A 13,058-nucleotide genomic window follows, 5' to 3' on the forward strand; every position below is an offset into this window, starting at 1 on the left:
GTTAGCCCTTTATTTATGTCCAATTCACGTATTGTCCTACTTCTAGCTGAAACTTCGAGATCGTTTTTGTTGGGAGCTCGAGAACCGAGTGAGCTTCTTTGATCGGAGGCACGAATTTCCATGGTTTCAAGTCTTCGACGAGATGAACCACTCTATGATGTTTGTCTAGGAAAACAACGTCAATCGGAAAATGCATAAAACACATATGAATGGAGTTACAAGGTGCAATCCACAAACCTTCCTCATGCAATGGCTGCTTCCGAAACATTAAGCCTTTTAACCTAGCCCCAAACGACTGTGCCTTCCTTATCGAATAAGGAATTGTTCGATATATACTACTCTTTTTCACTACATACACCTACATAACCCCCTAAGAACCGACGTTAATTTAGTAGCTAGTATTATTATAGTTTCCTGGACTAGTGAAAGTTGTCGAAAAGTAGTTGCCATAAATAAATAGGTAGAGTTTTAATTATTGAAAAATCTCACAAAAAACAAAAATAAACAAATTTACTATTTTTATATTCAAAAACAAACAAACATGTATTATAATAAAATCAGAAAATAACAAATAGTAATACGGAGGTAATCGGATGGTTAAGAACAATTGGGATGTTGAAGCAGCTAGTCAGGTACAAAAAGGGGTAGAAGAATTAGTTTATCGTTCAAATTTGATTGGGTCAGATCGTGCCGTGTGTAACTGGGGTGGCGGCAATACATCTATGAAGACCGTTGAAAAGGATTTCCGTGGACGCGATATCGAAGTGATGTGGGTAAAGGGAAGCGGATCAGATTTAGCTACAATGAAAGCGCATAATTTTACGGGATTAAATCTTGAAGATATCCGTCCATTATTTGAACGTGACGAAATGTCAGATGAGGATATGGTTGCTTATCTTTCACATTGTATGATTGACAGTAAGCATCCAAGAGCATCAATTGAAACATTATTGCACGCATTTTTACCATATAATCACGTGGATCATACACATCCAGATTCCATTATTAGCCTTTGCTGTGCGGACAATGGGAAAGAGTTAGCAGAAGAGATTTTTGGGAATCGTTTTGTTTGGGTACCTTATATCCGCCCAGGATTCACCCTTTCAAAAATGATTGCAGAAGGTGTGAGAAACAATCCAAATGCAGAGCTTGTATTAATGGAAAAGCACGGTCTTGTTACTTGGGGTGAAACATCTGAAGAGGCATATGCAAAGACAATCCAAATCATTAGCGAAGCAGAGCAATTTATTAATGATCGCTCCAATGAAGAAACTGTTTTTGGTGGACAACAATATGAATCTCTTAGCGAGGAAGAAGCTACTAGCTTGCTAGCTAAAGTAATGCCTGTGATCCGTGGGGCCGTTAGCGAAGAAAAGAAGATGCTTTTAACGTATGACAGAGGCGAGGATGTACTTCAGTTTGTGAATAGTCGTGATGCGAAGAAGCTTTCCCAAGTTGGGGCAGCTTGCCCAGATCACCTGGTTCATACGAAGCGTGTTCCTTTATATATAGATTGGAATCCACAATCTCAGGATGTAGAAGCACTTATCCAAGCAATTAAAGAAGGCGTAGAAAGCTTTAAGGCTGAATACAAAGAGTATTTCGAGCGTAACAAGCATGAAGGCGACAAAATGTTCGAACCAGCTCCACGTGTCATCTTAATTCCTGGGGTAGGTATGGTGAATACAGGCAAAGATGTGGCTAACTCTAGAGTAAGTGGAGCGCTATATTACCGTGCTATTGCTGTTATGAAGGGTTCAACGACACTTGGACAGTTCGTTTCATTAAGTGAAAACGAGTCATATAATGTGGAGTACTGGCCATTGGAATTATACAAACTCTCTCTAGCGCCAGCAGAAGCAGAGTTTTCTAGAAAGGTAGCATTTGTAACAGGTGGAGCAGGTGGAATCGGAAGTGAAACATGCCGTCGCTTTGTTTCTGAAGGGGCACATGTCGTTGTTGCTGATTTGAACCTTGAAGGAGCAGAAAAGATAGCAGCCGAGATCAATGAGAAATATGGTGCGAACCGTGCTCTTGCTGTGAAAATGGATGTAACGAATGAAGAGGCTGTTCAAGCTGCTTTCAACCAAACAGCATTAGCATTTGGTGGTGTGGACATCATTGTCAACAATGCGGGACTTGCTACATCTAGCCCAATTGATGAAACAACACTACAAGAATGGAACTTAAACATGAATGTTCTTGGAACGGGTTATTTCCTAGTTGCTCGTGAGGCCTTTAAGCAAATGAAAGAGCAGGCTATCGGTGGAAGCATGGTATTTGTAGGATCGAAAAACTCTGTGTATGCTGGGAAAAACGCAGCAGCGTATAGCTCAGTAAAGGCACTTGAAACACACTTAGCACGTTGTATTGCTGCAGAAGGTGGAGAGTATGGCATTCGTGTGAATTCTGTTCTTCCAGACGCTGTGTTACAAGGGTCTGCTATTTGGGGATCAAGATGGCGTGAAGAGCGTGCGGCAGCTTACGGCATTGAGCCAGATCAACTTGAGGAACACTACCGCAAGCGCACGACATTACTAGTCAATATTTACCCGAAAGATATTGCGGAATCTATTGCATTCTTCTCTTCATCTAAATCAGATAAGACAACAGGATGTATGATTACTGTAGATGGTGGAGTGCCAGCTGCATTTACAAGATAATATAAAAAAAGATAGTAAGGGTTCAATATCCTTACTATCTTTTTTATTAATGTTTATTAAAAAAGGTGGAATATTGGGGGCTAATAAGATTAGAGGAGTTTGTAACTATCAAGAAGCACTATTGAACATATTTCTGCCTTTTGGAGAAAAGTGTTTCATATGCAGGTTTATTAATACGTCTAGCTCCTGACTACATTTAAGGGTCTGGTAACTATTCATACCTGTGTCAGAAGCAACTTCAACCATTTTCTTCTTCTTTTTATCTATTTGATTTAATAGTGATAATTCAAGGTTTAGATTGTCCATGGTTAGTAAACCCCTAACTAAGATATTTAATAATTATTTAATATAATTATACTAGGTTTTAATCATATTGAAATAGAATCGACAAACGTTCCCAAACAAAGACAAAGTTCTATGCTGGAGTCGAAAATGTAAGCGAATACAAATAAAATCAGGCATAAATAGACATTTTTAATTATTACTATTACCTATTAAAACGACATAAAAGCAAGAGTCGGATTATAAAATAGACATGGAATCTAGTAATAATTGGCGTGGAGTATGAGAGATTAGTCCGAATTAGGGGTGGGTTCGGACAGCACAGCGAGAGCAAGTGATCTTCTGAGTTCGAATGAGGGGTGGATTCGGACAGCAAAGCGAGAGCATGTGAATTCTGAGTCCGAATGAAGGGTGGATTCGGACAGCAAAGCGAGAGCAAGTGATCTTCTGAGTCCGAATGAGGGGCTGATTCGGACAGCAAAGCGGGAGCAAGTGATCTTCTGAGTCCGAATGAAGGACTGATTCGGACAGCAAAGTGAGAGCAAGTGATCTTCTGAGTCCGAATGGAGGACTGATTCGGACAGCAAAACCAGAACAAGTGAATTCTAAGTCCGAATAAGGAGTCAATTCGGTTAGCAAAGAAACAGGTGCTCAAAATAATGAATGCCTGTTTCTTAGTAGTGTAAACAAGGTTTGCCTATGCTAAAATGAAAACAATTAGATAGAAAATTATGAATATATAAATCTCTAAGGGGGAAGAGAGAATGGCAAGAAGGACGATGACACTTGTTGGTTTGTTTATTCTTGTCTTTGTAAGCGGTTGCACTACCACCAACAACAAAGGTGAATTCGAGGTGGTTTATTCTAAAGGGGATGTAAAAGGAGAGACAGAGAAAATAGAGGAACGTCAGTATACGATTGCTATTGTACCAAAGCTCGTAAATATTCCTTATTTTAATGCGGTGGAAGAAGGGGCGTTAGAGGCAGGGGAAGAACTTGGTGTGAAGGTCATTTATAAAGGTCCAACCGTTGCTGATTCTACCCAACAAATTAAAGTCATTGAAGAGCTTATCAATCAAAAAGTGGATGTGATCGCCGTTTCTGCTAATGATCCAGACAAACTGGTTCCGGTATTAAAAAGGGCCCAAAGAAAGGATATTAAGGTGATCACATGGGACTCTGACACACATTCTGACTCTAGGGAGTTCTTTATCAATATGGTGAACCCGGAAACATTGGGTAGACATCTTATGGACACACTCGCATGGAATGTGGATGAAAAAGGGGAATTTGCAATTATTACTGGTTCAAAATCGGCTGCCAACTTAAATGTATGGCTCAACTGGATTAAGGTTCAGCAAAGAGATTATTACCCTAATATGAAGCTTGTTGAAGTTGTTGCCTCTGATGATGATCCACATAAAGCGTATATGCTTGCAAAAGATCTGCTAGCAAAGTATCCAAATCTTAAGGGAATTATCGGGAATTCTTCCGTTGGCCCACCTGCAGCCGCTCAGGCAGTGAAGGAAGAAGGAAAGATGGGAGAAGTGGCCGTTGTAGGCTTGTCGTCACCGAACCCAATGAACGAATACTTAAAGATTGGTGCCGCACAAGTGGTGACTCTCTGGAGTCCGAAAAAATTAGGGTATTTAACAGTTGCCCTCGCTACAAATCTAGTCGATGGCGTCTACCCCTCTAATCAACAGGATGTACCTCAGGTAGGGAGAATTCACGTCATAGAAGACACGGTGATTATGGGAGAACCGATCGATTTTACAAAGGAAAATGTGGATCAATATGACTTTTAAGTGGAAAAGCTTTAAGAACTATCGCTTAATGACCAAACTCATTTTTACGTACATGCTGCTAACGGTTCTTCCCGTGAGTCTCATTGGGTATGTTGCCTATTCTCAATATACGAAATCCATTGAGGAGCAGGTGGGTGAGTATATCCCAAAGGTACTTGATCAAGCAAATGAGAGCATTGATTACTATTTAGCTGACGTAAAGCAACTCCCAGAACTTCTTTACAACTCCAATCAAGTCATCGAAGTGCTAAGAAAAGACACCTATCAAAATAAATCTTCCTTGCTGCAAGATCGCTTTATCGTAAATAGTTATTTAACTCGCACCTATATTAATGGGGAGGCTGATGTGTTAGGTGCGTTTATTTTATCAAAAAATCGGCTGTTTGTAAGTTCAAAAATTCCTTATTCGGGCTTTGCAGAGGATATGCTTCCGTTCGGACAGGATCTGGAGTTAAAAGGGAAGCAATCATTTCTGTTACCTAGTCAAGTGCCCTTATCGTTCAAAGGAAATCCCCCGTATATTCTATTAATGAGGCAAATAACAGATACAGAGAATCGGATGAACCTCGGAACGATGTTTATTGCAGTTGACCTTAGCTTTATGAGCAAGGTGGTTGAAAATCTAGAGACGGTAAATAATGCTGATTTGTCTCTTTTAAGTGACGAAGGTCAAATGATCTATCATACCGATTCGGAAAAGATTGGTTTAATGGATGAACAGTTTCAAAAATATCCTAAGATAAATGGGAGCTTTCGGACGACAGGAGAAGAGGAAAATCGACTGATCAGCATAAGTCGAGCTGGGCCAGATGATTGGGTGTTACTACATAGTGTGAAATTGAAAAATTTAACCGAGAGAACGGACCTTGTTCGAAATGCGACCATTATTGTATTCATAGTCATTATTCTTCTTGGAACCCTTATCTCCATTTTTTTAGCATGGACAGTCTCACGTCCTATACACCTATTAACCCATCAAATGAAGGAAGTAGAAAAAGGGAATTTCGAGGTGGACGTAACGAGTAAAAGTTCCGATGAAGTAGGGATGTTAGCAAAAAGCTTTCATTCCATGGTGGCAAAAATTAAAGACCTGATACGGTTGAACTACCAAATCAAGCTTCAGCAGAAAGAAGCAGAGCTATATGCGCTACAATCACAAATCAATCCACATTTTATGTACAACACATTAGAAACAATTGGAATGGCGGTAGAGGAAGGGGAAAATGACACGGTTGTCGACATGGTATCGATTCTTGGTCGCATGCTTCGTTTTTCCATTAGCAATAAAGAGAAAATGGTTAACATTGATCAAGAAGTACAACATATGAAAGATTACTTAACGATACAGAAAATTCGTTTTGAGGATCGAATTGAGTTTTCTATTCAAGATCATATGGAAACAAAGAGGTTTGTCACTCCGAAATTCATTCTTCAGCCAATCGTTGAAAATTGTATGAAGCATGGACTCGATCATTGTCATCATTTTAAAGTGGAAATCTTAATAGAAATAAAAGACCAAGAGGTTCATTTTACCGTAAAAGATAATGGTCCCGGAATCAATGAAGCTGTCATGGCTGAATTAAATAAATATTTACAAATGGATCCAATGGGTCGAAGAGATTCGAAGTTTGGACTGATCAATGTTCATGGTCGGATCACGATGATGTTTGGAGAACAATATGGGCTTCATATAGAAAGTAAGGGAGGGATTGGGACTGAGGTAACTATCCGGATTCCTTTGATTCCGATGGATTTGCTTAATGAGGGGGAGAGGGCAAATTAGACAGATACTAACACTTGTCGTGGATGATGAAAATAGAATTCGTAGGGGAATTGAACGATTAGTTCAAAGTAATGAAGATGATTTTCACGTGGTTGGAAGTTTCTCAAGTGCACTAGAGTTACTGAATGCCTATGAAAAAGAGGCGTTTGCCTTTGATTTATTAATTACAGATATTAAAATGCCAGGAATGGATGGACTGGATTTAATTGAGACATTAAGAAAACGGGCTACCTTTGAAGCGGTTGTCATCAGTGGGTTCAATGATTTTAAATACTTACAAACAGCCATCCGTGCAGGAGCGATTGACTATTTGGTTAAACCGATTGTTAGGGAAGATTTCAAAGAGCAGTTAGGAAAGGTAAAAGCAAAAATTAAACAAAAATGGATGGATGAAGAGAAAAACGAAGAAATCGATGCGGAACTACTCTTTCTAAAGCAAAGTCAGCAACTAAGCGATCTGACAAAAGAAAGGGAAATCGATTTATCGGAGCTCGAGTGGACGAAGAAGTTTACGTATGGTGCTTACAATCTCTACTATCTAGCCTTGGATCAATCGATTGAAACTGGATCCTTTGAGGAATGGAAAAACTCGGTCGAGAATACGATTCACCGGGTATTTAAAAAGAAGTGTAGCTATTGGTTTTGGAAAGGGGAAGAGTCAACGTATTGGATTCTTACGGAGGCTGATACAGGGAAGCAGGATGTCGCAAGAGAAATACAAATCCAGTTAAAACAGTCCGGATCTTCTACGTATACATTGGCGGTAAGTGATGAATTTCAGGATGTATCACTAATCTCTTCCATGAAGAACCACTTACAAACGCTAATGCAACTTCGGTTATTATATGGTGGAAATAAAGTCTTTATGTTTTCTCTACTTCAGCAATTAACAGCTGTAAAAGGCAAAGAAATAAAGGGCTTAGATTTAGTCATCAGTAAAATGGTTCATTCTTTGGAAGGAGAAAGGGAAGAAGAGGCATTTGATTTATTACAGCAGTACTTACATGAGTTAAAAAGTCTTTCCTCTCCTCAGGATATAGAGAAGTATATTCAATCCCTGTCGGTTCAACTTGTTAACGTTCTCTTGAAGGATTCTAGTAATAAAGGAGATGTTAGTCTTATTCAAGAAGCCATCCAATTCACTAGGAAGGCAACTAGCTTTTCAAGTTTACGAGATGAACTGTCTAGATGGCTGAAAAGAATCTTTCAAATAAGAAAAAATAGGATCCAGCAAAATGAGATTGATCCGGTTCATATCGCGAAGAAGTGGATCAAATCACATTTAGGTGTAAATCTCACCATCGAAAAGATCGCTCGTGAGATCCCGATGAATCCTACGTATTTTTGTGAGTATTTTAAAAATCAAACTGGAGAGACCATTCTAGATTATGTAACCAAAACAAGGATAGAAAAGGCGAAAGAGCTCCTCGTAACAACGGACCTTAAAATCTATGATATTGCAGAGCAAGTTGGGTACGCAGACACAAAGTATTTTAGTAGGTTATTTAAAAAGTACTATGGCGAAGTCCCATCTAAATTTAAAGACAAAGTAAAAACAGAGTCACACTAAACCTCCTTAACGGGAGGTTTTTTCATTTTTACAAAAAGTCCCGAAGAATATCCCCCCTACCCGAAGATTCTCTCCTTTTCGTATAGGAGGGGAGAAGGTAACCTATATGTAAGCGGATACAATACAGAATGAATTGTATGAATCATAGAGAATGAAAAGGGGTTAGGAGTGAAAGAGATGTCTGAGTTTGTGCTTGAACTAAGAGGGATTACGAAGACCTTTCCAGGTGTAAAAGCTCTTGATAATGTTCAATTTCAGTTAGGACCGGGAGAGATTCATGCATTAATGGGGGAAAACGGAGCGGGGAAATCGACTTTTATCAAGGTCATTACGGGGGTTCATCAGCCAGATGAAGGGCAGATGTTTCTTAATGGAAAAGAGGTCAATTTCAAAAATCCAACAGAAGCGCAAAAGGTTGGAATCGCTGCGATCTACCAGCATGTGACCTGCTACCCTGACTTAAGTGTGACGGAAAATATTTTTATGGGTCACGAAAAGATACAAAAAGGAACAAGAAGAATTCGATGGAAGGAAATGCATGAAGAAGCCAATCGGTTGTTAAAGGAATTAGGTGCCAGCTTTGATGCGAAAACCATCATGGGAACGCTCAGTGTCGCACAGCAACAGATGGTGGAAATCGCTAAAGCTCTTTCCACAAATGCGAAAATCATCATTATGGATGAACCAACAGCAGCCTTGAGCAGAAACGAGAGTGAAGACCTTTATCGAATAACGGAAAAGTTAAGAGATAGTGGGACATCGATCATTTTCATTTCGCACCGGTTCGAGGATATGTATCGATTGGCAAGCAAGGTAACCGTGTTTAGAGACTCCAAATATATCGGCTCTTGGGGTGTTCATGATATTCCCAATGAAGACTTAATTGTCGCGATGGTCGGGAGAGAAATTAAGCAGCTGTTTCCAAAGGTAGAGACTACCATAGGATCCGAAGTACTAAGAGTCGAGGGATTAGGGAAAACAGGATTTTTTGCAGATGTCTCCTTTTCGCTTCGCAAGGGGGAAATCCTTGGAATCACCGGACTGGTAGGAGCGGGACGAAGCGAAGTATGTCAGGCCATTTTCGGTGTAGAGCCAGCTGACAAAGGGAAGATTTTTGTCAAAGGGGTCGAAACAACCATTCAAACGCCGCTTCAGGCGATGAACAAAGGAATAGGATACTTGCCTGAGGATCGGCAACAGCAAGGCCTCATTCTTTCATGGGGAATTGATAAGAATATTACCTTATCTTCCTTATCTTTAATCTCCAAAAAAGGGTGGATGAATCGAAAGAAGGAAGACGAGTATGCTAATCATCTATCCAAAAAAGTGAACGTGAAAACACCGAATGTGGCCAACTTGGTTAGCTCTCTTTCAGGGGGAAATCAGCAAAAGGTGGCTGTGGCAAAGCTTCTGATGACAGGTTTGGACATTATTATCCTTGATGAGCCAACGAAAGGGGTCGATGTTGGAGCGAAGTCGGCCATCTATGAAATTATCAGCAATCTGGCTGCACAAGGATACGGCGTTATTATGGTTTCCTCGGAGATGCCAGAAGTCATTAGTATGAGTGACCGAATTCTTGTTATGAGAGAAGGAAGAATTACAGCAGAAATTCAAGCAAAGCAGGCGACACAAGAAGCAATTCTTGAAGCAGCGATGGCGAGTAAGGAATCAACAGAAGGTCAATCGCTTGAGGCATCTGGCTTATAAGGAGAGAGAAGTATGGTTGCAAATAATGAACAAAAAGGAACGCTCATTGAAAATATCGCCAAGTTCCGTGAGGTCGGATTACTCGGCTTCATTATTATCCTATCGGTCGTCATTCAATGGAGAAACTCGAGCTTTTTAACATTGGAAAATATTAATGACATGATTACGAATACAGCGATCTTAAGCATTCTTGCTGTGGGAATGATGCTTGTTATTATCACAAGAGGAATTGATTTATCGATCGGGGCCACTCTTGCATTATCAGGAATGATTGCGGCCTTAACGGTTGGAGCTTTTCCGAATTTGAGCCCCATCTTGGCGATTTTATTAGGAACTTTGGTTGGACTGGTGAGTGGGTTGATCTTAGGAGCAATCATTTCAAAGGGAGGCGTTCTTCCCATCATCGCGACGCTGGGGATGATGTATATCTTCCGTGGTCTTACCTTTATGGTGAGCGGTGGACAATGGGTGAGTGCTCATCAAATGCCAGAAAGTTTTAAAGGCATAGCAACGGGTTCCTTTTTAGGAATCAATAATCTCATTCTAATAGCTGTACTCATTTATGTAGCATTCTATTATTTTATAAATCATACAAGAACGGGCAGACAAATTTATGCGGTAGGGAGCAATCCTGATTCAGCAAAAATAAGTGGAATTAACCATGATAAGATTATCTGGCTTGTGTACACGATCATGGGTGGTCTGTCTGGTTTAGCTGGAGTGTTGTGGGTATCGAAATTCGCTTCGGCTCAAGGAGATACAGCGTCTGGTTATGAGTTAACAGTCATTGCTGCATGTGTTCTTGGTGGAGTAAATATTGCGGGAGGATCGGGGAAAATCTCAGGAATTATCCTAGGTTCGGTGTTAATTGGGATTATGAATAATGCCCTTCCTTTAATCAATGTTTCTCCTTTCTGGCAGACAGGAATACAAGGGTCCATTATCCTCATCGCTGTTGTATTAAATGCCCTTGTGAAACGAGGAGTAGATATGAATGCTCTCATGAGGAGGAGAATCTAACAATGGATCAGGTAAATAAAAAACCATTTTCATGGAAGGGCTTCTTCCTGCAGTGGGAATGGATGCTCATACTATTGTTTCTAGTTGTTAATGTCATAAATACGAATCTATCACCCTTCTATTTAGATAGTGTTGGTCTACGGGATGCAACCATGACGTTCCTTGATAAGGCATTTATGGTCTTTCCGATGGTTATGATTATGATTTTGCGTGATATTGATATTTCTGTTTCATCTACAGTAGCATTGGCTTCGGTAGTAATGGCTCATTTGTATACCTTAGGTGTTCCAATGGAGTTAGCGGTGGTGATTTGCCTAGCGGTGGGAGCTGTTTGCGGGTTGATTAACGGACTGCTGATTGTAAGGTTTAAGGAGCTTTCAGCCGTAATTGTTACTCTCTCCACGATGATTATCTATCGCGGAATTGCTTATATCATTCTAGAAGATCAATCAGCAGGTTCTTTCCCTGAATGGTTTGGATTCTTAGGATGGGGATATATTGGCGGCGTTCCGTTTATCTTGATTGCTTTTGTCGTGATGGCGGTACTGTTTGGGTTATTGCTACACAAAACGACATTTGGGAGACGAATTTACGCAATTGGAAACAATCCAACAGCCAGTCGCTTCTCTGGTGTTCAAGTAGATAAAATCAAAATTCTTGTCTTTACGCTTGCTGGTGTGATGGCAGCTATTACGGCCCTCTTTTTAACATCAAGAATGGGAAGTACAAGACCCAATGTGGCGCTCGGATACGAATTAGATGTGATCGCGATGGTGGTGTTAGGTGGAATTAGTACAGCTGGTGGAAAAGGAAAAATGATTGGTGCCATTATCGCCGTTTTCCTCATCGGATTTTTACGGTATGGACTGGGACTGATCAATATGCCAGCACAAGTGCTAATGATCATCATTGGACTGTTGCTCATTGTAGCAGTCATGGTTCCTAATCTGAAACCAAAAAAGAAGGCAAAAGGGAAGCCACCGAAGAGTCAAGACGAACAGATCGCTGGATAATTACAATGCAGTCAAAGACTGTTTGTAGATAAAAACACAACACAAAAAAGGGGAGAAAAGAATGAAAAAGCTATTTTTAGGGTTTTTGTCAATTTTTCTTGTATTCTCAACGCTTGCTGCATGCTCGCAAACATCCTCGAACGAGGGATCTAGCGATTCTGGTAGCAAGGATGGCAAGAAACGTTTCGCGATTGTATTTAAAAACACTGGTAACCCTTATGGGGAAAAACAAATGGATGGGTTTAAGCAAGCCATTGAGGCGCTTGGACATGAAGCAATTTTAAAAGCTCCAGACCAGCCGACTGCTGAAGCTCAAATTCAAATGATTGAAGAGCTGATCTCGCAAAAAGTGGATAGTATTGCGATCGTAGGAAATGATCCAGATGCTCTTCAACCGGCCTTGAAAAAAGCAATGGACCAAGGCATTAAAGTTCTTTCTCTTGACTCTGCTGTTAATGCACAAAGTCGTATGGTTCACGTTAACCAAGCGGACCCTGTTGCAATTGGACGTGTACAAATTGAAGCCATTTCTGAAATGATTGGTGGAAAAGGACAAATTGCTGTACTTAGTGCAACCTCTCAAGCAACAAACCAAAACGCTTGGATTGAGCAAATGAAGGAAACCTTAAAGGATCCAAAATATAAAGATATCGAACTTGTAAAAGTTGCATATGGTGATGACTTAAGAGACAAGAGTGTATCCGAAACAGAAGCTCTATTAAAATCATACCCAGATTTAAAAGGAATTATCGCACCTACCACTGTTGGGATTGCGGCTGCTGGGAAAGTACTAACAGATAAAGGATTAAAAGATAAGGTTCATTTAACAGGTCTTGGATTACCTAGTGAAATGGCAGAGTATATTGAAAGCGGTGTCTGTGATTGGATGTATCTATGGAATCCAATTGATGTAGGATACTTAGCAGGATATGCTGCAGATGCTCTTGTGAGCGAAACAATTACTGGAAAAGTGGGCGACAAGTTCACAGCTGGTGACCTTGGTGAGAAGGAAGTTGTGGAAGACGGAGATGGCACGCAAATCATGCTTGGCGATCCGTTCAAATTTGATGCGAGCAATATTGCTGAGTGGAAAGAAGTGTATTAAGAGTTCACTGGGCTTACAGACATTTTTAACTGTAAGCCCTTTATTATTGTACTATTGGTATCGTATTAACCGGTTAGTTTCTGTATAAAAGGTTGGAAAGTTCC

The 13,058-nt window shown here is 40.3% G+C and carries 10 protein-coding genes; 8 read left to right on the plus strand and 2 right to left on the minus strand.

The window, feature by feature from the left end; genetic code table 11:
* Positions 1-13: 13 nt before the first annotated feature.
* Positions 14-358, minus strand: coding sequence for a DUF192 domain-containing protein (locus BKO01S_RS09270; RefSeq protein ID WP_066052226.1), 345 nt, complete (start codon positions 356-358; stop codon positions 14-16).
* 235 nt (positions 359-593) lie between these two features.
* Here BKO01S_RS09270 and BKO01S_RS09275 point away from each other — a divergent pair, with 235 nt between their 5' ends.
* Positions 594-2,663, plus strand: a complete 2,070-nt coding sequence (locus tag BKO01S_RS09275; RefSeq protein WP_066052229.1) for a bifunctional aldolase/short-chain dehydrogenase — start codon at positions 594-596, stop codon at positions 2,661-2,663.
* A 108-nt stretch (positions 2,664-2,771) separates the two neighbouring features.
* On the opposite strand, the gene BKO01S_RS09280 is transcribed toward BKO01S_RS09275, so the two are convergent.
* Positions 2,772-2,969, minus strand: a complete 198-nt coding sequence (locus tag BKO01S_RS09280; protein WP_066052232.1) for an aspartyl-phosphate phosphatase Spo0E family protein — start codon at positions 2,967-2,969, stop codon at positions 2,772-2,774.
* 740 nt (positions 2,970-3,709) lie between these two features.
* Here BKO01S_RS09280 and BKO01S_RS09285 point away from each other — a divergent pair.
* The 7 genes from BKO01S_RS09285 (at position 3,710) to rhaS (ending at position 12,954) form a co-directional block, all read left to right on the plus strand.
* Positions 3,710-4,753: an autoinducer 2 ABC transporter substrate-binding protein gene (locus BKO01S_RS09285; protein ID WP_066052236.1), complete on the plus strand. Its 1,044-nt coding sequence runs from the start codon at positions 3,710-3,712 to the stop codon at positions 4,751-4,753.
* Positions 4,743-6,536 carry a cache domain-containing sensor histidine kinase gene (locus tag BKO01S_RS09290; RefSeq protein ID WP_066052239.1) on the plus strand — a complete coding sequence of 598 codons (1,794 nt, stop codon included), beginning with the start codon at positions 4,743-4,745 and terminating at the stop codon, positions 6,534-6,536. Before BKO01S_RS09285 ends, BKO01S_RS09290 begins: the two co-directional genes overlap by 11 nt.
* Entirely contained in the window at positions 6,514-8,106 is a 1,593-nt protein-coding gene (locus tag BKO01S_RS25000; protein WP_084362027.1) for a response regulator transcription factor, read from the plus strand. The genes BKO01S_RS09290 and BKO01S_RS25000 overlap by 23 nt, the downstream gene beginning before the upstream one ends.
* A gap of 177 nt (positions 8,107-8,283) precedes the next feature.
* Positions 8,284-9,816 (plus strand): sugar ABC transporter ATP-binding protein, encoded by a 1,533-nt coding sequence (locus BKO01S_RS09300; RefSeq protein ID WP_066052245.1) that lies wholly within the window; start codon positions 8,284-8,286, stop codon positions 9,814-9,816.
* 12 nt (positions 9,817-9,828) lie between these two features.
* On the plus strand, positions 9,829-10,836 hold the full coding sequence (locus BKO01S_RS09305) for an ABC transporter permease (RefSeq protein ID WP_066052248.1): 1,008 nt from the start codon (positions 9,829-9,831) through the stop codon (positions 10,834-10,836).
* A 2-nt stretch (positions 10,837-10,838) separates the two neighbouring features.
* Positions 10,839-11,849 carry an ABC transporter permease gene (locus BKO01S_RS09310; RefSeq protein WP_066052252.1) on the plus strand — a complete coding sequence of 337 codons (1,011 nt, stop codon included), beginning with the start codon at positions 10,839-10,841 and terminating at the stop codon, positions 11,847-11,849.
* Positions 11,850-11,910: 61 nt separating this feature from the next.
* The gene (gene rhaS, locus BKO01S_RS09315) at positions 11,911-12,954 is read left to right on the plus strand and encodes a rhamnose ABC transporter substrate-binding protein (RefSeq protein ID WP_066052253.1); all 1,044 of its coding nucleotides are present in this window, start codon (positions 11,911-11,913) and stop codon (positions 12,952-12,954) included.
* The last annotated feature ends 104 nt before the right edge of the window (positions 12,955-13,058 follow it).

Origin of the sequence: Robertmurraya korlensis NBRC 107688 (assembly GCF_001591645.1) — a bacterium.
In the GTDB taxonomy this organism is placed as follows: domain Bacteria; phylum Bacillota; class Bacilli; order Bacillales; family Cytobacillaceae; genus Robertmurraya_A.

Coding starts and splice junctions, on each gene's coding strand:
- BKO01S_RS09275 (WP_066052229.1), top strand. CDS start 594: ATGGTTAAGAACAATTGGGATGTTGAAGCAGCTAGTCAGGTACAAAAA.
- BKO01S_RS09280 (WP_066052232.1), bottom strand. CDS start 2,969: ATGGACAATCTAAACCTTGAATTATCACTATTAAATCAAATAGATAAA.
- BKO01S_RS09285 (WP_066052236.1), top strand. CDS start 3,710: ATGGCAAGAAGGACGATGACACTTGTTGGTTTGTTTATTCTTGTCTTT.
- BKO01S_RS09290 (WP_066052239.1), top strand. CDS start 4,743: ATGACTTTTAAGTGGAAAAGCTTTAAGAACTATCGCTTAATGACCAAA.
- BKO01S_RS25000 (WP_084362027.1), top strand. CDS start 6,514: ATGAGGGGGAGAGGGCAAATTAGACAGATACTAACACTTGTCGTGGAT.
- BKO01S_RS09300 (WP_066052245.1), top strand. CDS start 8,284: ATGTCTGAGTTTGTGCTTGAACTAAGAGGGATTACGAAGACCTTTCCA.
- BKO01S_RS09305 (WP_066052248.1), top strand. CDS start 9,829: ATGGTTGCAAATAATGAACAAAAAGGAACGCTCATTGAAAATATCGCC.
- BKO01S_RS09310 (WP_066052252.1), top strand. CDS start 10,839: ATGGATCAGGTAAATAAAAAACCATTTTCATGGAAGGGCTTCTTCCTG.
- rhaS (WP_066052253.1), top strand. CDS start 11,911: ATGAAAAAGCTATTTTTAGGGTTTTTGTCAATTTTTCTTGTATTCTCA.